This window comes from Microcoleus sp. Pol11C3, assembly GCF_036701485.1.
GTDB lineage: Bacteria > Cyanobacteriota > Cyanobacteriia > Cyanobacteriales > Microcoleaceae > Microcoleus.
Map to the genome: position 1 here is coordinate 1 of NZ_JAUBQW010000082.1, position 23288 is coordinate 23288.

Genomic DNA, 23288 nt, shown 5'->3' on the forward strand with positions numbered 1-23288 from the left:
CCGGTAACGTTAGCATCTTCTGAAACAGTTAGAGTTTTAGTGGTAGTGGTTCCGGTAACGTTAGCATCTTCTGAAACGGTTAGAGTTTTAGTAGCAGTGGTTCCGGTAACGTTGGCATTTTCACCAACAGTTAGAATTTTAGTAGCCGTGATTCCGATAACGTTGGCATTTTCACCAACAGTTAGGTTTTTAGTGGTAGTAGTTTCGGTAACGTTAGCATCACCAGCAACACCCAGAGGGGCATCCGGTGGATTGTTACCGATACAAACTTTGCCCTTAACGTAGAGATTACCTGTGATTGTCCCTCCTGCTGTATCCAAGCAACGCATCAATGGGGGGAAAATCCGTCGCAGATCTTTTTCTTGGTCAAACTTACCTTCCTTGACTTTCACTAATGCTAGAAGGCAATAATCATGCTCAATTCCCCGTGGAAGCTGAGGTAAGGGTTGAGGTTTTGATTCAGCTCGATCATTGGGCCATTCAATATCATTGGTTGCAGGTCGAGCCGGAATTAGCCAATAATCTCCTGTTTCATAAACTGAATCTTTATCAAACTGGACTTTGATTCCAGCTTCCAAATCAACCCATCCAGCTTGATCAGATTGATTGGCAATTACTATTTCTTTGATTTGTTCCCAGCGCCGAACTTTAGTAGCCTTCGAGAGAATTTCTCCATTCGTAATTCTAGATGTATCAAATTCAATCTTGGTATCTGATGCTCTTAACAGAGGAGCTAGCGCACCAGGCTTGCCTTTTAGCTCCATCTCTTCATTCGTGATTTCAATCCACTGTCCTGTTTGGGAAGAAGTCCAGGCATCCTGGCTACTCTTGCGAATAATGATCGTATTGCCTTGAATATTTTTAATAGCGCTGACAATACTGCCATTATCGCGTGACCATTTAAATGTTGCTTTTGGGCTAGGGTCGTGAATTTCAACTCGGTATAGTTGATTTTCTAACCGTCGATAGCCTGTTTCAGCAGATGCCGAACTCCCAGAGGGAGAACAATATTTGGCACAGGCATTTAAATAGGGCTTGCGACGCTCAATTTTGTGTTTACTAGAAACATTTTTCCACTCTTTTCTATGTTCATCCGATTCGGGAGCATCCCAGTTTTGTAAAATCATCCCCAATAGTAACCAGATTCCAAGGGTTTCAGATCCGTTTAAAATAGCTAACGTGCAAAAGTGGGATGCTCCCTCCGATTCAGGGAATTTATCAAGATTATTGAGTTTTTTAAGCTTCAATTGCCAAACCGTTTTAGTACGGGTTGTAGTATCGGGAATATTAAGAGCAACCTCGCGAATGGTAGAGTCTTCAAGAGCGGTAATATGGCGTTGCCAAACATCTATATAAGCTAGATAAACTCCATCTGTTAGGGTTGATTCATCATTGGGATTGGGATAGTCGGGTTGAGTCTTGTAGGTCAATAAACGGCGTAGTTCTATTTTATTATCAACACCATCCTCCTCAGTTTTAGCCCCAATTAAATCATTCAATTTCACATCAGTAAAGGTTAACTCTCGCTGATCCGAGGTAACAGTTTTAATTTGCCGCCGTTCCTCTTTTCCCTGAGTTGGGTATTCAAGCCACTGTCCCTGCTCAAGTGAATGTCCATCAACGCTGAGGCTGGATACTTCAACCCGGTTAGAAGCTTTAATTTTGGCTTTGAAATGTGTTCCTGTTTCTAGTTCACACAGGGTACCATTCACATAGAGACGACCGGGAGCGATCGCTAAATCGCTGCCATCTGGGGTTATACTAATTTTGAAGCTATCTCGATAGGGTTCTCCGGGGCCTTCTCCACTCGTAGGAACACCACTATCTGCACCAATCATATCTACTGACTGAGCATGACGTAGATAAGCTTCAATATCAATTTGCTCGTTCCAATCTGAGTCCAGTTGCAGGCGACCTTGCTGCATCCGGACGCTAGTATAATGCTTTTCAGGTTGAAATGTAGACCGGGTAAAATCACCTTTCATTCAAATCTTTCCTCAAGTAATATAAAAAATTCCGGCTTCTAAACCAAATCGCAGATTTTCTTCTATACTCGCCCGTAAATTTGCCTCTCGTTGGGGCTGCTTTAGGGAATTAAATGCTCCCATTTCAGCTCCATCTTCTGCACCTGTATGAATTTCTTGGGCACTGGTTTGACTGAGTTGGGCATAGCGCGGATCGCCGTAGCACGTTGAAGTAAAGTTAGGTTGTAAACGCTCCACAATCAGCAATTTTTCCGCGATGTTCGGCAGTCCTTGATTGATTGATATCCAACTGCCGCTTCCATTGGTACACTGCAAAATATCTCCCGAAGCTGTCCCCCCAAAGACATCTCCGTTGTTTCCGTTAGCCGTCAGGGTGGTAATATCAATTCCTTGTGAATCGGACTTGAGTTGCTGCCATTTTTTATCTTCATGAAATAAACGAAAAATTTTCCCGTCAGCTGTTCCTGCGAATACAACCGGATTGAGATTTTCTGTGATTTGAACTGGAACAAGTGCTGTAATCACAAAGCTCGTTAATCCCTCATTTATTTCCGTCCAACCCTTCTCATTTAGATTAGAACAAAAAATACCGTTACCTGCCGTTCCAGCCCATAATTGCCCTTTGGTATCAATGGCTAAAGCCGTGATATACAGGTTGGTCAAGCCTGTGTTGAAGGGTATCCAGTGATAAGATATTGTCTTGTTTTTCTCCTCGTGGCTGGTAAACCGGAATACGCCTTTACCACTCGACCCAGCAAATAGTTGCCCCGTGGAATCCACAGCAAGAGCCGTAATATTTAAATTTGTTAAACCTGTATTTATTTTTTCCCAAATTTCCCCTCTATCATTTGCCCATAGTACGCCGTTTCCTAACGTTGCTGCTAATAATTGATTAATCCTGAAAGGCTTTTCCTCTAGGTTGCTGCTGAATGGCGCATTGACTTCCAATATGGTGTCAATCTTGATTTTGAAAGAAGTGCCTTCCGGTAAATTTTCTAGAAATGGCGCATTAATTTCCAGCCTATCCCCTTCTGAGTTGTTGAAGTCAATTTTTACAATACTCCTAGTTTGATTGAGGGCAGTAATTTTGTCACCTAATTGTAGAGTTTCTTTACAAAAATTAGTGTTCTGCCCCCTAACCGTAATCCCCTGACTGGAAATTGTACCTATTCCAGCTTGTCCAAGGGCAGTTACAAGTCGGGTTTCTTCACCGATGCTAATCGTGTCACCCTCTCGCACTTGGGAATAGAAGAAAGTCCCCTTTCCTATCAGCTCCCTGCTGTCACTGGAAATTGTTCCTGTGCCCTGCCTTGCCCAAGCAACTAGATGATTAATTGCTGTATTAATCTTGGTTTCGATTTTTTTCCAGGTTTCTCCATTATTTCTTGAGTAAAAAATACTCCCATCTACGGCACCCATCCACAGGGTATTAATTTGAAAAGATGAATTCTCTAGCTTTTGTAAAAGTATCCGCAATAGTAACCAGATTACAAGGGTTTCAGTCCCTTTTAAAATAGCTAACGTGCAAAGTTTGGATGCTCCCTCTACTTTTATATCACTATTATTCAGAATTTCACTAATTCTTAAACTTTGATAGGCGGCTATCAGGATATCTCCAGGTTGGAGTTGTTGCGTGAAAGCCGTGCTAACCCCAGTGATTTCCTGATTTGCGATCGCAGTTCCAGTTACTGTATCACCGCTGCTGGAAATCGTACCAATTCCAGGTTGAACGGAAGCGAGAAGTGCTGTAACGTAGCGACTGGATAAGTTATGAGTGACATCTTCCCACGGACGATCGTTATTTTGAGGATTGAACCGAAAGATGCCATCCCCTGCCGTTCCCAGGAAAACAAAGGAGTTGTCAGGAGTTGGGAGAATTTGAATCGCTGTAACAGCAGTGGGCACCCGTTTCAATGCTGCCTGCAACGCCATATCGGGTTGGCATTGATAGCGGCGGGGCGTGTGGGATGCTCCGGGGACATGAGAAAAGCGAATACAACCCTTTTGATGCCGTAGGACAATCACTTTTTCGGTGAAAATACTGTTGCTAGCTTCTAAGTAGCGAACGGTTGTCATGCCAAAAACTGTAGTGGTTTTGATTTCAACCTCGCTGCCAGGGGCTGAGATAGCTTCCCGTTGTTGTTCTTTCCCTCCGGTTAGTCCTTTATCGATGATGCTGTCGGCAATCGACAGTCTTGGAACGGTATCGGTGAGGTAAAGGGGGCCGCAAATACTCCGATAAAGCGCAATCTCTAAACGGGCATTATCCCATTGGGTCGTGGGGGGTGCTGTTTCGCTGCCAGGTTCTAACTCGTGGGGGTAGCGCCAGCGCTGGATGGTTTGCCAAATTTGTGAAACTCGGTTCTGTAGCTGCTGAAAGGCAGGTTGTAGGAGTTGAGTTGTGTTAAATTCCGGGGAGGCATTGCTTAACTCGACATCCCGGCAAATCGACTGCCACACCCAATTTAAGCAATACATGACTAGGGCGATCGCATTAAACCCCTCCTCCCCATTAAGATCGAGAAGAACGAGCCATCCGGGTTCCACGTAGAGTCCACCCTGTTGGGGGACGAGCGTACAGTGGTTGATGTTCAACCGCTTGAGATTACCGGCTAAAACGGTAAGTTTACCTTCCACCAGCAGTCCATCTAGAATAAGTTCGCCCGGATCTGGATTGTCTGCGATCGCAGTTCCCCGTACTGAGAGGTTACCGTGTAAATGGGGACGACAGCCATCAGCCGCCAGAATCTCAAGTCGTTTCTCGGCAGGCACGACAATGGACAAGTCCCCTTCGTATGTGCAATTATCTGCGATTAGGATAGTTCCGGTTTCTGCCTTATCTGGTTCTTGAGGAACGATGCCCAGATGCTCCCATCCTCGTCCCTTAAGACTCACAGGAGTAAGGGGTAATCCTTGTTTGGTTTCGTGAGAGATGAATAGAATTAGCGTTTGACCGGAATAAGCACTCAGAGCAAACTGCATTTCTCGATCTAAACTAATGGTTTGTCCCTGCTCATCGCTCACTGTTCCTGGAGAAATAGCGATGATGGCTCGTTCGGGATTAACTAATGTAACGATTAGACCGTTGCTTTTAATCTCATCCGGAGTTGCGTTAGTACAATACAATTTTTCACGCTTATCCCCCTTTTGAGCCAGCTCTGGATGTGATTTAGTATTATCAAAAGAAATGCTTTGGATATTTTTTTTATCAGTATTATTACTATGTAAAGTGACTAAAGGAATTTTTAAGGTTGCTAAACAAATGCAATTTAGATCGAAAGTAATTGGAGAATCTTCCTGATTTAATAGCTCAATCTGCCACGTTTTTTTCCAGCCAGTTGTTTTAATTAAAACTAGGCGTTTCGTCTCACCTTGATAAGGGCTTAAATCAACTGAGAAATTGTTAGACATAATTAGCAATCGCCCTCGTTCATCGACAACCGTTCCTGCCGTAATCACGGCTTCTAACTTCCTCGGTTGCAGCTTAACCTCCAATCCCTGTACGATTCCCGGCTTAAACTGAAAAGACCGACAAATGCTCTCGTCAAACTGTGGGTTCGGTCTTTGAGCATTCAGCGTTAGATGAATGAGTGGGATAAACGTTCCGGGGGGATATTCATCGAAGGCGGTTTCCGAAACAAACTCAACTGGTGCTTCATCCGACGCACTGGCTTTCCTTTCAGAAGGGGGACGATAAAAAATGACAAGCCATCCTTTCGCGTCCTGGGTGAGGTTAAATTTTTCGAGAGGGACTACATAGTCTCTCTCCAGAAGAATCAGTCTCCCTTGGCGATCGACGGCCCGACCGGCAGTAACAATCACACTTGAGCTTCCCGGACGAACAATGACTCTCAACCCTTTACCAATGATTCCTGGGCTAAAAGAAGGACGAATTTTTTTCCGATCAAGGTGTATAACCTGAACGGTTGGAATCTGAATGCGAGCTAAAGGAATATGGGTAGAGTCTTTTAATCCTTGCCATGCTTCAACCGTTTGATTCCAGGTTTGAATGGCAGTCGCGAGGGGATTGGAGTCGGCTGAAGTGGCTTGTTTTACCTCCCAAATTAGGGGTGAGATGGAGTTTTCGGTCTCCTGGTTTTGAGTTGAAAGCGTGCTCCGATCGCTATCGGGTTCATTGCGGTTGTAGGAACCGCCGCCTAGATCATCGCTAAATCCATAGGAGTAGCTGACTTCCACCCGCGTTGGCCAAGGTTGATGGAGAAAGGCAATCCGTCCTAATTCCGGGTCTACTGCGACAACTTGCGTGGGTAGGGGGGTATCATCACTGCGATCGGATTCATCTTTGGGAACACGCCAGCCTGTTTTTCCGGGTTCATCCACGTTTTCCAAATTACAGATCAAGACTTCTTCAGGAGGAATGGGTTTAGGTTGACCGTTGACAAAAAGTTGTAATACGGGTTCGCGATCAAAATAGTGAAGGCCTTCTAACGACGTTCCTTGCAAGCGCAACTGTCGCCGTTGTTTCAGTTCATTAGCCAGCACTTCACGGCGCAGGATACCTGGTACATTAATTTCTTGAGCCAGGGTAATGATATCTGTCTCCGTCTGGGGCTGGTTAAACAGCGGCGCATCATTCCCCAATGGGTTAAAGGTGTAATATTGTCCGGTAATTTCCAATCCAGACTCTAGAACGGCACGGGCGGTACTGCGTTCAATAGGATAGCTGTATAAGCGCCAGACAAATAAGCCAATATTGACAACGCTATACCGTCCCCCCCGACGGATGGGGCGGATTTCTGCGCTATATGACGCTTGTTGTTCAAAGGGTGTGCCGGTTTGTTGCAGGGAGTTGTTGGTTCGCAGATTGAAGGTTGTACTGTTGGAGCGAATATGGTTGAGGTTTTGGGTAGTTCCCACTAATCGGGCGAATTCTACCGCTCGTGCTCGCCATCCCGTTACATCTTGTGTCAACTGCTCCAGCATAGCAGTCGTTCCCTTGCGCCGTCGATAGGCAAGGGTGTTCGCTACATAAGCCCGTCGCTCTTGCTGCCCGTAAAGGCGGGAATTATCGGCGTACAGCTTTTCTACATCGAGTAAATCGGCAATGTAGGGAACCGCCCATTCGGCACAAGTTTCAATGAACCAATTTTCATAAAGGTCGGTGATATCCCCTTCAATAGTCAGCAATTCTTGCTCAATCAGGGCTAGCAGTGCCCGCAGAGGCTCGCCTTCCACCGCATCCCGTATCTGATAGATGGCAGGAAGGAGTTTGTATAGACGATCGTGAGGAGATGTAGTCATTGGTAGCTAGGGAGAGGGGGAGCGGGGAAGGGACACAGGTGCTTGTAGGGGAGAAGCATTTGGGCGATTCGCTTAGTTAAAAGCCCAAGAGATTGGTATCCCAATGCTTCGCCCAATCCCAACGAAAAGTATTTTTTGAAACGGATTTGATGTCATAGTGTAGGCACGATCGCAAGTTTGATTCCAGCAGGATTGAATAATAACAATTGAGCAGGGTACACTTGATTCGTCTGAGGGTCGGAACGAGCCTGAAAAGCAGGCAGGGACTGGACTAGCGCCTTACTGCGTCCGGAGGGATAAAGCGCATCTAAATCAACGGCAATCACCCCCTCAACGTTTTGCATGGTTGCGATCGCTTCTGCTGCTGTGACGTTTTGTCCGAACTGCCGTCGAGGGAAGGCAAAGGTGGTTTTGAGGGCGGTAAGTACTTTGTTTTCCACCTCTTGGCGTTGATAGCGGGGGTTAATGAGTAATCGGGCTTCTAGGTTGAATAGGATGCGATCGTAGGAATCAACCTGCACTTGTTGTAGTGGATCTCTGGCTTGGTTGATCGCTGCTATTAAGTTGGTATACAGGGACGATTCTAGAAGAACCCTCTCTCCACCTACGGCTGTGATCGTAATGTGTACTATGTGATTTTCTTCGTACCAGACGGCAACAGCTTGTGCTTTCCCAATTCCAGCAAAGCCTCGCGCAAAGTCCTCGAAGTCGCGCAGGGATACAATTCGATCCAACGTCCGCACAGTGGGAGGCGCTTTAGCCCGCGCTTCTTCTAAGGATTCGGGTGGGGCTGCCCCTGTCGCAGGGATAGGATTGTTAACCTCTACAATCCCTTGGGGACGAGTTTTCAGCAAACTGAGACGAGCTACCGCAATATTGCCATCGAGTCCAATCCCGCTACGGTAAATGGCTGTAATATTTTCGTTACCACTAGGCAGACGAGCACCTTTAATGCCATCGCCAAAGGTAACGGTTGTGGTGCCATTATCTTCAATGCGGATAATATAGTTTTGGTCTTGCGGAGTGAGGGGATACAGGTAAGGAACCTCCTGCCACAGCACGCCGTTAATCCGTACTTCTAACGTACTCTTGGCACCGCTTGCCGTTGTCGTTGGCACATACGTCAGGGGCGGTTTCTTGAGAGCAAAGCGCTGGTTAGTTTCATGTCCATCGCCACTTCCTATCACTTCCTCAACGGTTTGGCCATGAGTTGCCTGCACGACATTGGCATAGACTTGTACTGTTGCCGGATCGTAGCTATATTTCAGAGGCTGTTGCAGGGTTAGAACAGGCATTTGTTGGTCGGTGGGAGGCAATTTGATGTTCGCCATTTCACTAACAAGACTACTATCTGCTGCTGCCGGAAGTAAGGTTAGCTGAGGGAAAGCATTGTCCTCCTTATTGCTACTTTCTACTCCTGTCGCGTCGTACTGAGTTGTCGTTAGATAACCCTGAAATCCATCCTTGTCCATCACCTTCCACTGCTGATAGGGAATTGAGGTATTTGGCAATGAAGTAGGGGGTTCTAGTAGTTGTACTACGTCCCGCCGTTGAACAGGTTTAGTTTCAAAGCCATCTGGGGACAACAAAATACCGATGCCGCCTACAAAAATGTTTGGAGAGTCGTGAGGAATGAGGATTGCCTGCACATCTATATTAGTGAGGTTGGTGTTGGCAGGTGTCCATAATTCACCTTGATTATCGGAATAGAAAACACCTCCCTTAGATGTTCCCACCCACACCTTCCCGCTAGCATCAACCGTTAAGCAACGAATTTCCAAATCCGTCAAATTTGTATTCACTTGTTCCCAGTGATCGCCATTATCTCTAGAGCGAAAGACGCCGCTACCTGCTGTTCCTCCAAAGAGATAGTCTTTAGCGATCGCAACTGCTGTAATATTCCGATTAGTCAAACCTGTATTAATAGTGAAAGCCGTTCCCGGCTGCAAAGCTGGACGGAAAGGTTCATCCACTGTGAACGTAACTGTGCTGCTGTTAGGATTGCTGTCTATAACGGTACGGCTTTGATCGGCAGCGCTAATAATATCTCCAGTCTGTAGCTCAAAATTACTGCCAATCCAGCTAACTTGATTGCCATCACTAGAAATCGTCCCAGTCCCCTGTCGAATTTCGGTGAATTGTTGCCAAGTGGTACCATTATTTTTGGAATAAAACACCCCATCTCGCACGGTTCCAGCAATCAATTCATCAGTACATTGTTTCACTGCGAGTGCTTGTACATCCGTACCGATTAAACGGGTTGCTGTCCAGTTTTCCCCATCATTTTGAGACTGGAATACTCCACCATTAGTCGTTCCTATGAATAGGGTTTTACTGTAGGAGTTAAATGTGATCGCACGGATATCGGTGTAAGTCAGTCCTTGCTCTTGATTAATTTTTAGCCCTTTCTTTCCACTATCATTAAATCGAAAAATTCCTTCAGCCGTCCCGACAAAAATCAAATCAGATTGATTAGACTCATTCCTGGGTTTGGACAACAACGCCTGAATTTCTTTTTTCTTCAGGGTTTTGTTAATATTCTCCCAACTATCAACCGGTTCCCAATATTCACCGTTGTCGAGGGAACGGAAAATGCCCTCCGTTGTTCCTGCCCAAATCGCGCCTCCTTGAGGATTACTCGTGAGCGAGCGCACTTGGGAATTCGTCAACCCGCGATTTATCTTTTTCCATCGGATAGATTCTGGCTTGGTTTCAGCGCCCAAATGGCACACCCCGCCGATATCATTGAGTTGGGTACGCAGGTGCTTACCACTGACAATGACGGTTTGATTGGGTTGTAATCCCTGAATAAACTGATTCAGGAAAACGGTATTTCCTTGAATTGGATCTTGAAGAATTTCTTGTTGGTGATCGCTCACCGTGAGTCGTTCTTGGGCTAACTCCAATTCTTCACTGCGAAGCAGTACAATTGCACTTCGCAATCCAAAATCTTCTGGGTTAACTTCAGCATCCGGTTCTATCCGGGTAATTTTACCACTCAGATTAAAGTCACTCCGCAAAATAGTTGTAATACTTTCAACCTGGCGTGCTGCGAGCCGAGGTGTTTTAGCTTTAGTGTCTGGATTGTTCAAGTCACGAGCATCAAACAAGATAACCCAGCTATTTTTGAGAATCTGGGGATAGAGGGTGTCGAGATCAATTTGTTTGCGATCGGGAATTTGAAACCCAGGCCACTCTCTTTTTTTGGCAGCATCCCTATTTTGTAAAATCATTCCCACTATTAGCCAGATTACAAGGGTTTCAGGCACTTTTAAAATAGCTAACGTGCAAAATTGGGATGCTCCCCTTTTTTGCTGGTTTGTTGTTGCGATTGAAGGTTCCTCCTCTGTACTCTTTTCTGCTTCAATAGTTACTGCTAAAAAATCTATAAACTGGCTCCCAGTAAAGACAGTTTTATTTCCAGTAATTGCTAGTGACATGAGAGGGATTTTACTTAAATTACAACAACTATTGTCTTCAGAGTTTTCTCCATTAATCGGAGTCCAGCTCCGACCTTCATCACTGGAGAGGTAAATACCCCTGTTCGTCGCAGCAAAAATACTTCTACTTCTATTAGGATGAATGGCTAGCGCTTGGCTGTTCTGATTACTCAGTTCATTGCCCACTTTATTCCAAACATCCCCAGTTTTATCGAAGCGAAAAACACCCTTCGGAGTCCCAACGACAATAGAAGTAATCTGAGTCGCTACGATGGATTGAATTTTTTTATTTGACAGAGTGACATTAATTTCATCCCAGGTATTGCCATTATCACTGGATTGATAAGCTCCTGTATCTGTCCCGGCAAAAATATAACTAATTCCTGTAAAAGTACGGGTATATAGAGAATAAAAAGTTTTATCAAATAGCCCACAATATAAACCTTTCTGTTTCCAATTTCTGCCTCCGTCTTGAGAACGATAGAGACCATCATCAGTTCCAGCAAAAATGTAATATTTGTCCCGGTTCGGAATTAGAAAAGATACCTCCAAAGGCTTATCAAAAGTAAAAGTAGTGTTGATGATGAGTTCGGTAGCGGAAATAATGTTCATCACTATTCTGTCCTCACCCTTAGCTGTAATAGTGTCGCCTACTAACAGTTCACTGAGAAATTCTGTCTGATTTCCCCTTACTGTGAGCGTATCTTTTTGTATAAGAATACTTCCTGTACCAATGTTGGTCTTGATACTGTAGAAAATCAGAGAGCGAACAATCGTATTCGGAAGACTCGTATTGATAGACTGCCAGTTATTACCGTCTTGTCCCTCAACTCGAACTGTACCGATATGAATTGGAACCCAATTTTCACCCCCATCTTTTGAGCGAAAGACACCTCCCCCTGACGTGCCAGCCAATAAAGTTTCCCGCTCATCTTGAGCATTTGTATAAATGGTATGGATGTTTAAATTGGTTAAACCATTATTAACTGCTTCCCAAGTTTTGCCCTTGTCCATAGAGCGAAAAATTCCTCTACCTGGAGTACCAGCTAAGACAACTTTTCCTTTGCAAGCGAGGCAACGAATGTCTTGATCGGGTAGTCCCTTACTAACGGAAGTCCAATGGTTTCCGTTATCCTCAGTGTGGAAAACCCCCCCCTGAATTGAGCCGCCTTTTTTTGCGATATCAGCCAATTTAATCTCAGCAGGCATCTGTTCCCAATCGGGTGCATTATGCCCAAACAGGTTGGCGCGTTGACGAAATGTAAACACTTTAGGATTGCGAAGCGGGGTAGTAATTTCGGGGATAGATTCTTCCCACTGTACGAGGGTATATCCTGCCTGTGAGTTTTGTACTACTTCAGTGAGGGGAAGGAGATAAGTGTGAATCTCTCGTTCTTCGTCAATGAGTAGTAGGAAGTCTCCCGCTTGTAACTGGGTGCTGATGCTGTTGAGATAGAGTTGGCGCGTGTTGCGGGTAATTTTTTGGGGCCGGGTGGAACGCGGTGTTAGGGCATTCCAGTCAGCGTAGGCGGTAAAATTTTCACTGGTTTCAAAGGTTTGGGGGAGTTCATCCTTACTAGGGATACTCAGGATTTGAGTCCCTTTGGGAATGGTTGCTACCCTAGGCGAACCAGGCACATCTTCAACATTAAAGGTGAGAAACGTGCTGGCAGCAACGCCTGGATTGAGTTCATAACCAATTGCTCGTGCTAGTTCTAAAACAGAAAGGCGTTCGGTTGCGGTGCGTAAATAGCCTTCATTCGCAATTCGTTCCTGGTAAAAGGTTAATACATCAGCCACAACCGCCCAAGCATCTAAAAGTGCGATCGCAGTATCATCATTCAAGCGAGTGGTGAGTTTTTTTAGGCCACCTTCCCGCGCAGGTAACTGACTCAATAACCGATTCAGAAACCCCCGATAATCGGCAATGCGATAAGCAATTTGCGATAATCCCGGACGGTTTTCTGGCTTTGGGAATGGATCGGGTGTGTAATTCATAAACCGCCCTCTAAGTTAAACTCGATTCTGCCGTTTTCCGGTACATTGGGGGTATTATCTAAACAGGCAATTTCTAACCGTTCAAACTGAATTTTCCCCGTCTCTAGTTCTCCCGTGGCGGATTGTCCCCAACGCTGAAATCGGTTAACACTCACGGATTGCACACCGGATACTTGCATGGCTGCCGCTACCACAGGACTGAGATAAACGGTTTCACCAAAGCTGAAGCGATCGGGGTGAAAGAATCCCTCTTTCCCGTTAACTAAAATCTGATTACTAAAAGCATCTAGCAAGACTTGTTTCACAGTACTGCGGAAGTATTCTGGTTTGATTTGTACCGTGATGGCAATATCTAGGGGGACAAAGCGAGGCGCATCAATTTCAATGTCGTGTCCGGCTAAACGAAACTCTTCGAGAAACGTCTTTAATCCTTGCTGGAATTCCCGATCAACCAGACGCCCTCCCTCTCGATCTACGGTGATGAAAATGGTGTGCCAACTTCCTGTCCAACGTCGTGTTGCCAGGGCTTTGTTTACACCGGGATAGCGTTGTGCCATTTCCGCATAGTCGGCTTCCGTTACAGCCCGTCGTTGTTGCCGAAATGCTTGGGGCGCATACAGGCGGGCTTGTTCGATGGGTTCGGGTTCGGTTCCCCCAAGGGCCGATAGGGGATTATGCACTCCGATAATTGCTGTTTGAATGTCTTCTCGGCGAAGTTGGTCTTCGGGTTCCAGGTTTTCAGGTTGGATTACAATATGTGCGATCGCTTCTGCACCGACGTTACCCGCACGACCATTCCCAATGCGGTAACAGGCATACAATGGAGTATCCGGTTGCGGCTTCCTCCCTAAAGTATTGTCCCCAAAACGCAGGAAAGCCCGTCCGTCATCTTCTGCTTCTACCACAAAGTCACGGGCAAAGCGATCGCTAACGAGCAAATCTCTTTGAGGTTCCCAGTGTACACCCTCTCCTACCTGATTTTCCCAAAGTGCGATCGCAGGACGCGCATCTCGTAATTGCCATTGCATTGCCTTACTCGCAGGTGCAGTCGGATCGAAGGCTACCCATTGCCTCTGTCGATCTTGCACCAAACCGTGCTGGGTGAGTGGTCCTTCTTTTAAACGAGGGCGTAACCGTTGCCAACCTGGGTTTTCACGCAAATCTTCTGAGATGAGCGATCGCCCCGCATCCACCAGCACCACATTTCCCCGTGCCACACTAATATCATGAATCGGCTTCCCCTGGGCATCGATGTTGGAAATATACAAATCAAAGGGCAAAGCATCCTCAACCGCCCAAGCAACCTCCACGATTTTGTCGCCAGTGAGTAGATCGATGGTGTCTTCGATTTGAGTTAAACGCACCACATGGCGATGCTGCCGATTGGTATCCTTCTGTTCACCTGTCTCCCATCCCCGCACTTCTTCTAAAACCAGTACACTGTTGCGCGTGAGTCGTTTTGACAGCAACCCATCTTTATTGTGTAAGGTGGCTTGAGTTGAACCTTTAGGCAAGTAGCATTGCTCGTTGCCCCAGGTGTAGAAATGGATGGTATCTAAGGAGTGATAGAGGATGATGTCATGCAAAGATTCAAAAACTTGGGCACCTGCTTGTAATGCTGTGTTGAATTTATCGGCAGGAAGCACCGCATTGGCTAAAGTCGTTTTGGTTAAAAATTGCACGCCAGAACGGTTATCTTCTTTGCTAGGGCCGAGTAATTTAATTCCGTCTATGCCTGAGTTTGCTTGATCGTTCTCATCCTTCAGGTGAACCACCACCCAAGCCCGTGCATTGCAACCATCGTGCATCAAGTAGTCTAGCAGGCGAACGTGACGACGCACAGACACCCGTTTCCGTGCAGTCCCCAAATAGGCTTCTGTTGCCACAGCATCTTGGTAATAACTCAGGTGATCGGCAGCATAGGCTAAAAGTTCTACCAACATGATGCCCAAATCTGCCGGGTTGCGTTCCTGCCACTGCGGCATAGTCACCGCTAGTCGATCTAGCATCAGGTGGCGGAAGCTGGCGTAGTCTTTGGCTAGGTAATCAATAACAGGTGGAGGCGGTTCCTTTTCCGGTAAGGGTTCTGGAGACTGGCAGTCAAATTCACTAATGGCCTCCGTCCAAAAGGAAAAATCAACCTCAGACAGTTGGGAGTCAAACCCTTCGGGAGGAGTCGATGAGGCGGGGGACTTTACCAAGCGCAAGGTATAGGTAGAAAAGTCACCCACTTGATCTACCCGAACTGTCAAAGTATTGGCAAAGGAACTAACGGATTCAACTTGTACCCCCTGCAAGCGAGTTCCACCGCTGATGACGACATTCTCTGCGGTTAAAGAGGCTAAGTTGAGCGGTAGACGATTGTTTTGGGTTGATTCAGCAATCGGGTGGATGAAATAAACCTTGAGCGTTTTGCGATCAGATGCCACCTCTAAGTAATCAATCCCGTTTAACCGGGGGCGTCCATTAACCTCTGTCTGTCGGACAAGTGTCCGTCGCTGTTGATTATTGCAACGGTACTGAGTACTCATGTCAAACCTCGCGAGTAAATTGCGCTACCTGTCGCTGCTGGTTGCGTCGAATCACGTACTGGACGGTTACCTCTAGCTTTGACTCAACGGTTTCAATGTCAATGCCTTCTACTTCAATCACATCGCCCAACCATTGCTGTAATGCGCCCTGAACTAAAAACTGAGTTGCTGCGGCTAATTCGCTGCTGTTGGGTGAAAACAAAAGTTGGTACAACCCACTGCCAAAGTCCGGGCGATTGACTCTCTCTCCCGGTGAGGTGAGGAGAACTTGTTCGACTAACTGACGAATGTGCGTGGCCGTATCCGTTTCTGCCACCCGTCCGCGTCCATCAATTTGCAAGGGATAGTTAATCTGCATGGTTACGTTACCTTAACACGAGTTTGAGTGAGAAGCACAGTCAGCGGCGTACCGGTAGGAACGCAGATAGCTTGACTATCTTGCATCAGAACAGGCATTCCCATTACCCTGACTCGCAGTGCTGCCACCACCCAATTCCCAATGATGCAGGGGCCGACGTTAGCCGGTGGGGGAGGATTGGCACAACCGGCGATCGCATAAGGGGGGCCTTGCGTTGTCACCGGCATCCCCATCACCCGCACTCTGGGATTGGGGATGGTAGGTTTTGCCTGTCCTCCATGAGCGCAAATGACTGTAGAACCAACATTGAGTAAAAAACCAGGCATGATAGCACCTCCTTACATGACTTCCAAAGCACCGTTATTCACATTCACGCCGATGGGGGAAAGCTTGATATTGGCAATGGGATAACTCAGTTCAATTCCCGACGATGCAATCTTGACATTAGCTGGCGTACTACTCATTTCAATTCCCGACGAGCTAATCTTTGCTGTTGCTGGGGTGTTTGCGATTTCAATCCCCGAGGAAGTCGTTAACTTTACTGTTGCTGGATTACAGTTGAGTTCAATACTATTAGCCGTCAGTTTAATTTCAATAGCACTTTCGTTGAGTTGAATACTATCACCCGCAATCGTAACCGTAGAGGATTCCCCATTCTTCAATTCAATGGTTTCTGCCATGAGTTTAGCCGTGGTCTTGTTGTTATTATTCAGTTCAATACCATCGGCATTAAAAACCATTTTTAGCGGTTTTTCTACCACTGGCTTATCAACTTCAACCGTTAACCCTTTGTTATTTCCTAAATTACTTAAAGTAATCGTAATTCCATCCGTTTTAAACACCTGCACCTTAACTGGATCATCAACTTTGGCGTTTTGAGGCAATTCATTTTCCCCCCAAAAACAACCACTCCAAATCGGATAATCGGGGTCGCCACCTTCAAATTCCACCCAAACATTGGCATCAACAGGTGGAATGGTAAAAAAGCCAACATCTTTGCCAGCATAAGGAGTGCAGGGCAATGCCCAACTTTGGCGTCCCTCTCCAAAGATTGCGGGAACGCTAACTTGAATTCGACCTAAATTTAAGGGGTCTTTGTTTGCTGCTACTTTACCGCGATATTTGCCGAAAAACTGTTTCATATTGCCACCCTTTGTGTTGTGGTTCCGAGTCCTTCCCGGGTAATGGTAAAATTCTGCTTATATTGCCCCCTGCTAATTTTGTGGGTGACGCTTTTGACGTAGTAGAAGCCGTCATAGCTGTGTCCTACCCCTCGCAAACCCACCAATCCTCGTAATTGCAGCAGCGCCCCGTATCGCAGGGTATCGAGTTCCCCTGTAACCGTGACAACATCGTCCACAGAGCGGTCGGTTATCGCTTGGGCGTGGGCGTCTGCTTGAGCGGTTTCTCGACCGGTTTGGCGAAACTGTCTGAGGCGTCGATGAGTTTGCTGAGTGAGTGCGGCTTGCTTGGCTAATTGGGGGCGATCGCTGCTATATTCCTGTACAGGTCGAATTTTGTTCGTTTTGCGGTCTTGAACGCTTCCCTCTACGGCTGCCACCGCTAAGGCATTATTCTGAAAGTTGATCGAGTCCACATTACTGAAGGAACCCATATTAACGCTTAATGCCTTCTGTGCTTGAGCTTGGCGCTGTGGCGGCCCCCAGTAGGCGGTGTTACTACCGGATGCAGGGCCGGGAATGACATAAAAGACGTAAGCAAAGCGTTGGGCGATCGCTCTAAGATATTCTAGATCGGTGCCTTGTTGGGAGGGAATCCGTTCATTGCGAGTCGGTTGATCTCGCAGGGGGGGATTCACCACTTTGGGAATCAAACCGTATTTGGAATAATTACTAATTAAAAGACGAGCGATCGTCGCTTCATCCTGGGCAGTATGTTCTACTGATTTCTCTTCTAAATCCATCATGACGCTGACATCTTCACCCGTAATGGTGAACGTGGAACCCCCTGGTGTCATACTCGGTGAAAACTGCTGGTTTGTAATGATGCCATCCATCAGGACTTGAGCATTAGCTCCTAACGTCATGATTAAAATTACCCGATTAAAAACATTTAACAAGGGATTTTTTAGGAGTTGATAGTCCTGCAAATCATTGCGTCCAGCGCGACCCACTTGAAAGATAATTTGAAAGCCAGAAGACCCTTCCGCGCTATAAGTGACTTCAACGCTATGAATAGCTTCCATGAGCATGGGGGCAGGTTTAGGTTGGTTGGCACCAATCAACAAAGTTAGGTTAATTCCCAGTGGCATAGCAACGTCCTCAAATCTGTGGCATTGGAATTCGGATTGTCTCCCCAATTTCAGCGGTGAGTTCAGTTGGATTTAGGATGTTATTAGCATCACACACCTGCCAAAATTGCTCAGCATCACCCAGCGTATTATGAGTAATTAAATCTAAGCGATCGCCTTCTACCACCATGACTTCTTGCAACAGCGGCATAGCTTGCCCCTGCGGTAAAAAACGACGGCGTTTGTATGAAATTTTACGCCCATCAGCGGTAGTGGTTTGCGCGGTTTCTAAGTTGTAGTAGCGGCTAGTATGCTCAAACATAATCTTGAAATTAAGTAGGGAGTCAAAAATGAATAGGCAAATGTCTTAAAGAAATTGATTAATATTGAAATCATGTGTGATGGAAGCGAGATTACTAACAATACCTTATAGCTGCCATAAATTCTTTACTTATGTGATGAGCCAGGAATAATTTAGATGCCGGTTTCCCCCAAGGTAGATCGTTGTAGTTCAAAACTCGCAAACTGAGGGACACCTTTGCCCGAATTGGGTTGAGGTTAACGTCATACGCTTCTTCGGTAATGCTGAAATCATTTAGACGAACAGGGAGTACCCGTTTATTACCCCACACGAGCAAAGTCATAGGAGCTTCCATTGGCACTATTTCGATCATCCCCCTCTCTAATTGCTGCATATTGGAAATCACCTGTGTGCTTTTGGGATAAATCAGAGTTTCCAATGCAGACAGTTGAGGATAGATGCCCAGTTCAATCGCGTTTTTTTCTGCCTGTTCCAGTTGATCGGTGGCATCAAGTTCAACATCGAGCTTGATGGTTTCTACAGGCGCACCTTCTAAGCGCAAAGCTTCAACTTTAGCACCATTTTTTTCACTCGCTACTTGCGGCTGAAGGTTTCGTGTCAGGGTTTCTGGATTGTACTGGAATGTGACTGTGCTGACCACTCTCTTTGTAGATGAATCAACAGCTACGATCGCACCCTTGGGTAATTTGGGGGAACCAGGAAAAGTCATTATGAGACACTACTCCTTCGCTTAAAGATTGAAATTTTTTCGTACTAGAAACATGGCTTGACAGCACACTAATTTTTACATTGGATTGCTACTTTCATCTATCCTCTTACATTTTCTTGTTTTTTTTATATTTCTTCCTAAAACTTAATGTTAGTTTATTTTACGGGATTATATTGACATTCCGATGAGTGCGTTGTATAATTGGAAGCAGTTGGTTTGGAGACCAGTTTATGCGTGCGATCGTCTTCTGGCTGGTTGTCGTTCCCGTTACTTTGGCATTCATTCTCGGTTTTCTGGCAAATTTGTTTCGCACGCTTGCTGAACAAGCGGCAAAAGACGCCACAAGCCTGACGTCTACACTAGGTGAATCATTTAACCCAGAATCAAGTGGTGAAGCCGTTGAGGAACCTAGAGTATAATGTCATCGCCACTGGGGAAGATTGAGGAGTATATTTCCTGGCGGGGCGATATAGAAGGCTAAAATTATAGATGCGATAAGCCTTCTGGCTCGCAGACCTCGATGATAAGCCTGAAGCTTATTAGAATTAATACTTTTTAATTCAGTAACGAACTCCCAAGAATTTTCTAGAAACATCACCCAATTCTGACCATATAGACCGATATAAAAACTACTATGTCATCTTTCATATTGCCCAAGCTCTTGAATGCGACCGACATATTTTTGCACGTCCATATGCTTATTCGGCGTTGCTGATTTACGGTATGAAAGGCTAAATATGCAATTCATAAAAACCAGCGTCCACAAAGCTTCTGGATTTTAAATTTATTTGTTTCATACCCTGATTAAGCAACGCCGCTTATTCTTCTCTCATATACAGCACTTGGCTTAACGATAAAGTACAATAGTAGAGGTGGTAAGAAAGAGAAAAATGAAACCGTATTCCCTAGATATGCGTCAAAAGATCGTTGACACTTATGAAGCAGGTAAGACCTCTCTTCGGAAAGTAGCAGAAAGATTTCAAGGAGCGTAAAAGTACGGTACAAGCACTACTAAAGCGAAAAAAAGAGACAGGAAGATTACTCCCTAGTCAGGCAAAGGGTGGTAAACCGAGCCTACTGTTTGGTCACGAACAACAAATAGAAGAGATGGTAGCTAAGTATCCAGATTACACACTAGCCGAATACTGTGAGTATTGGCACGAAAAAACCGGAGTATGGTTGAGCGAGAGTGCCATGTGCCGATTCCTACAAAAGCAGCAACTCACTTTGAAAAAAAAAACACTCCGGAGCAGTCAAGCCCATAAAGAAATCAATCAAAAGAAACGACTAGAATATTGGGAAAAAATCCGAGAGGTGGAACCAGAAAATCTGATATTTTTGGACGAAATGGGCGTATTACTAGGGATAATGAGGCAAGTGGCTAGAAGTAAAAAGGGAGAAAGAAGCTACGATATCAAGCCATTTTATAGAGGAAGTAGGGTAACAGTAGTTGGGGCAATAAACAAAGATAAAGTCATCGCCATGAAGACAATGGAAAAATCGCTAAACGGAGAGGAGTTCAAGAAATTTCTGCAAGAACAACTTCCAAATTATGGAAAGGAGCTGTATTAGTCATGGATAATTTGAAGGCGCATAAGGTAGAGGGGGTAGAAGAAATGATCGAAGCAGCGGGAGCAAGAGTAGTGTATTTATCACCGTACTCACCGGAATTCAACCCGATTGAACATTTGTGGTGGGAACTAAAGGCATGGCTCAGGAGATTTGTACCTCGAAGTGTACAGATAGTAGAAAAACTATTGGAATTAGGAGTGAAATTATGTTCAAGTAAGCAAATCGAAAATTATTTTGCTCACTGCTGTTACTGTACCTCTTAGTCACGCAAAGTGCTGTATTGCTCTTTCGGCATCATTGTTATCCTGTTTCACTTCCGGATAATCTAAAAAAGTGAACCACTCTGTCCAATGACGCTTGATGCGATTAGCCAATAGACATCTCCAAAATAGTAACATTATGTGGTAAAAGAACATAAGAGACCTTTTTTTACACAGAAAGATGAGCGACATCCTGAATCATATTGAAGAAAATCATAAAGAAACACAGCGATTAATTGGTCTCGCCTATGAAGAGTTACAACAATTGCTCCAAAATGCCGAACGATTACATCATGAAAAACAAGCTTTACTAGAAGCAAAGAAAGTGAGAATTATTGCTGGTGGAGGAGGTCGAAAACCCAAACTATCTCTTCCCGAAGAAATAATTTTAACCTTGGTCTATCTGAGGCATATGACAACATTTCAACTTCTGGGCATCCAGTTTGGAGTAAGTGAGTCTACAGCTAATGATACATTTAACTATTGGTTGCCGCACCTGCGAGAATTGCTACCATCTAGCTTGCTGGAACAAGTAAAAAAAAACGCTGCTGACCATGCAATAGTTAAGGAAATACTCACAGAATATGAATTAATAGTAGATACCTACGAACAAGTCAGAGAGAGACCTGGAGATAAGGATGAACAAGAAAAATACTTTTCAGGCAAGAAGAGTAATCATACATTCAAAAGTCAAATAATTATCATGCCAGATGGTAGAGATATAGTTGATGTTGTGGCAGGGGAACCTGGACCTAAAAGCGATATAACCTTATTCCGGGAATATCGCTCCGAGTTTGACCCTCAACAAAGATTTAAGGGAGATAAAGCTTACGTTGGAGAAGATTTAATAACAACTCCCATTAAAAAACCCAGAAACCGAGAATTAACAACTGAACAAAAAGAAGAAAACAAAGCGTTTTCGGCTCGCCGAATTTTTGTGGAACATCGAATTAGAACGGTCAAGATATTTCGAGTTGCCCAAGAAAGATTTAGATTAAATCCCCAAAAATATGAGCAAGTAATTTTAACGATTTGTGGAATAGTAAGATTGCGAATTGGAGCCTTAATATTACCATTAGGAAAAGCGGGGAAATGCTCGGATTAAAATTAACACAGCTTACTCAATATTTTGGCATAATTATCAACAATAAATATCTCAAACTCTGGTTTCATCGTACACACTAGCTAATTTACGATGATTACATTTACGTCCTAGAAATTAACTATACAGAGGCTTTGAGTGTTTTCGGAGATGTCTAATCGTTGGGCCTAGATTATTTAATTAACGGTAAATATTTTTATTGACTTCAATAAAATGATTTTTTTTGAGACGTAAGCAGAAACCTACATGGTAATTTGTGAGCCAGTTGGCTAGTTAACCGAACAAAATTATCGAGGAGGTCTATCTTTTTTTTACCACAAATCGCTACATCCTTTATAATATTGGTAGTCCTATTTAGGTAATGATGGCTATAAGTTCTTCCAGACAAGGCTTTCAGAGCTTAAAGTCGGCTTTGCAGCCCTGAAGTATCCCGACTTCTTTCACGTCTTTGCAGCCAGATAGCCAGTAGCTCAATGAGAGAATCAGCATCGTGGCTTCTGTCTTGGGCGGATACTTGGATCTTTCTATACGGCAGTGTCTCCATAGACTCCCGCTGTTAGGCTGTTTCAGCCATCATTACCTTCAGGGCACTACCATAATATTAAGTATTTGGGGCGACAAAGTCGCCCCATCAGGTATATCTCTCCAGTCTAAACCATTTTAAAAAACGTTCAAGGATCAGAGGATTTTTTGGTGGGTGCCGGTAAATAGGGAGATCCATCGCCTAATTTAAAACCCAATTGTTCCTCGATAATAGAGTGCAAATCGATTTCCGAGGGAAATGAGATTCCTAACCATTGCTGGATCTGTTTTTGAGACCAACTTGCAAATAGGGCAAAAGGAGATACTAGCATAATAATGAAGTGGTAGAATACATTTGTTGCCATAACTGTTTGATCAGTGGGTTGAGCATTTAGCCAACTTAAAAATTTCCAACCACTGCGAAAGCTAGCAACCCAAAGCCAAACAACAGAGGTAACTCCTAAGAGTGCTAGTAAGAAAAGCAGCCAAACCATATTCCCAAGGAAATCGAGGTTTTTTGCAATAGTATAACCATATGGAATTCTTCCATTTTCACTCCAAGTAATTAACGATTTAGTCGATTTATAAGGGGTAAGGCTCATCACTAAACTCTTCCATTTATTTTCTTAAATTTTATCACTAAATGACGGTTATTTTAAAAAATTTAAAAAATTAAATATTGGACTTTATACCATAAATTTTGAAGTTAATACAAAACTTTACATAGCGAGTTAAACCAACTCTAAAAAGCCTAAAATAGTTAACATAACATCATCTCCTCAAACCAATGAACCTAACGGATTTTTTGACACATACAAGCTTGTAAATAGCGAAGTTTATCTAGTAGTGTATGTCCTGACGGCTACACAGGTAGAGTCGATAGGGGCATTTCTACCCCTACCTCTCTTTCAGAACCGGACATGAAACTTTCGCTTCATCCGGCTCCTTGATATCTTCACCCTTTTTATGGGTACAA

At 44.7% G+C, this 23288-nt stretch carries 13 protein-coding genes and 2 pseudogenes; 3 read left to right on the forward strand and 12 right to left on the reverse strand.

What is annotated here, in order from left to right:
- The 10 genes from QUA40_RS18255 to QUA40_RS18300 form a co-directional block, all read right to left on the reverse strand.
- Positions 1-1985: DUF6519 domain-containing protein (locus QUA40_RS18255; protein WP_333128297.1), on the reverse strand; the 1985-nt coding region annotated here is incomplete at its 3' end.
- Positions 1986-1997: 12 nt separating this feature from the next.
- Entirely contained in the window at positions 1998-7247 is a 5250-nt protein-coding gene (locus QUA40_RS18260) for a hypothetical protein (protein WP_333128299.1), read from the reverse strand.
- 152 nt (positions 7248-7399) lie between these two features.
- Positions 7400-12685 carry a putative baseplate assembly protein gene (locus QUA40_RS18265; RefSeq protein WP_333128301.1) on the reverse strand — a complete coding sequence of 1762 codons (5286 nt, stop codon included), beginning with the start codon at positions 12683-12685 and terminating at the stop codon, positions 7400-7402.
- On the reverse strand, positions 12682-15216 hold the full coding sequence (locus QUA40_RS18270) for a putative baseplate assembly protein (protein WP_333128303.1): 2535 nt from the start codon (positions 15214-15216) through the stop codon (positions 12682-12684). The genes QUA40_RS18265 and QUA40_RS18270 overlap by 4 nt, the downstream gene beginning before the upstream one ends.
- A gap of 1 nt (position 15217) precedes the next feature.
- Positions 15218-15574: a GPW/gp25 family protein gene (locus QUA40_RS18275; RefSeq protein WP_333128305.1), complete on the reverse strand. Its 357-nt coding sequence runs from the start codon at positions 15572-15574 to the stop codon at positions 15218-15220.
- A gap of 2 nt (positions 15575-15576) precedes the next feature.
- Positions 15577-15900, reverse strand: a complete 324-nt coding sequence (locus tag QUA40_RS18280; RefSeq protein WP_333128307.1) for a hypothetical protein — start codon at positions 15898-15900, stop codon at positions 15577-15579.
- Between the two features lie 12 nt (positions 15901-15912).
- A complete protein-coding gene (locus QUA40_RS18285; protein ID WP_333128310.1) occupies positions 15913-16716 on the reverse strand; it encodes a phage baseplate assembly protein V in 804 nt (267 codons plus the stop codon).
- Positions 16713-17846, reverse strand: coding sequence for a hypothetical protein (locus tag QUA40_RS18290; RefSeq protein ID WP_333128312.1), 1134 nt, complete (start codon positions 17844-17846; stop codon positions 16713-16715). Before QUA40_RS18290 ends, QUA40_RS18285 begins: the two co-directional genes overlap by 4 nt.
- Positions 17847-17856: 10 nt before the next feature.
- Positions 17857-18147, reverse strand: a complete 291-nt coding sequence (locus QUA40_RS18295; RefSeq protein ID WP_333128314.1) for a hypothetical protein — start codon at positions 18145-18147, stop codon at positions 17857-17859.
- Positions 18148-18241: 94 nt separating this feature from the next.
- Positions 18242-18856 (reverse strand): CIS tube protein, encoded by a 615-nt coding sequence (locus QUA40_RS18300; RefSeq protein ID WP_333128316.1) that lies wholly within the window; start codon positions 18854-18856, stop codon positions 18242-18244.
- 230 nt (positions 18857-19086) lie between these two features.
- On the opposite strand from QUA40_RS18300, the gene QUA40_RS18305 reads away from it, so the two are divergent.
- Both QUA40_RS18305 and QUA40_RS29060 read left to right on the forward strand, forming a co-directional pair.
- Positions 19087-19275: a hypothetical protein gene (locus QUA40_RS18305; protein WP_333128318.1), complete on the forward strand. Its 189-nt coding sequence runs from the start codon at positions 19087-19089 to the stop codon at positions 19273-19275.
- A 949-nt stretch (positions 19276-20224) separates the two neighbouring features.
- Positions 20225-20691: pseudogene (locus QUA40_RS29060) on the forward strand (IS630 family transposase).
- A 12-nt stretch (positions 20692-20703) separates the two neighbouring features.
- On the opposite strand, the pseudogene QUA40_RS18315 reads toward QUA40_RS29060, so the two are convergent.
- Positions 20704-20802: pseudogene (locus tag QUA40_RS18315) on the reverse strand (IS66 family transposase); the annotation flags it as partial.
- A 67-nt stretch (positions 20803-20869) separates the two neighbouring features.
- On the opposite strand from QUA40_RS18315, the gene QUA40_RS18320 reads away from it, so the two are divergent.
- Positions 20870-21793 carry a transposase family protein gene (locus QUA40_RS18320; protein ID WP_333128322.1) on the forward strand — a complete coding sequence of 308 codons (924 nt, stop codon included), beginning with the start codon at positions 20870-20872 and terminating at the stop codon, positions 21791-21793.
- A 668-nt stretch (positions 21794-22461) separates the two neighbouring features.
- Here QUA40_RS18320 and QUA40_RS18325 read toward each other — a convergent pair.
- Positions 22462-22914, reverse strand: coding sequence for a hypothetical protein (locus tag QUA40_RS18325; RefSeq protein ID WP_333128324.1), 453 nt, complete (start codon positions 22912-22914; stop codon positions 22462-22464).
- Between the last annotated feature and the right edge of the window lie 374 nt (positions 22915-23288).

Coding starts and splice junctions, on each gene's coding strand:
- QUA40_RS18260 (WP_333128299.1), bottom strand. CDS start 7,247: ATGACTACATCTCCTCACGATCGTCTATACAAACTCCTTCCTGCCATC.
- QUA40_RS18265 (WP_333128301.1), bottom strand. CDS start 12,685: ATGAATTACACACCCGATCCATTCCCAAAGCCAGAAAACCGTCCGGGA.
- QUA40_RS18270 (WP_333128303.1), bottom strand. CDS start 15,216: ATGAGTACTCAGTACCGTTGCAATAATCAACAGCGACGGACACTTGTC.
- QUA40_RS18275 (WP_333128305.1), bottom strand. CDS start 15,574: ATGCAGATTAACTATCCCTTGCAAATTGATGGACGCGGACGGGTGGCA.
- QUA40_RS18280 (WP_333128307.1), bottom strand. CDS start 15,900: ATGCCTGGTTTTTTACTCAATGTTGGTTCTACAGTCATTTGCGCTCAT.
- QUA40_RS18285 (WP_333128310.1), bottom strand. CDS start 16,716: ATGAAACAGTTTTTCGGCAAATATCGCGGTAAAGTAGCAGCAAACAAA.
- QUA40_RS18290 (WP_333128312.1), bottom strand. CDS start 17,846: ATGCCACTGGGAATTAACCTAACTTTGTTGATTGGTGCCAACCAACCT.
- QUA40_RS18295 (WP_333128314.1), bottom strand. CDS start 18,147: ATGTTTGAGCATACTAGCCGCTACTACAACTTAGAAACCGCGCAAACC.
- QUA40_RS18300 (WP_333128316.1), bottom strand. CDS start 18,856: ATGACTTTTCCTGGTTCCCCCAAATTACCCAAGGGTGCGATCGTAGCT.
- QUA40_RS18305 (WP_333128318.1), top strand. CDS start 19,087: ATGCGTGCGATCGTCTTCTGGCTGGTTGTCGTTCCCGTTACTTTGGCA.
- QUA40_RS18320 (WP_333128322.1), top strand. CDS start 20,870: ATGAGCGACATCCTGAATCATATTGAAGAAAATCATAAAGAAACACAG.
- QUA40_RS18325 (WP_333128324.1), bottom strand. CDS start 22,914: ATGAGCCTTACCCCTTATAAATCGACTAAATCGTTAATTACTTGGAGT.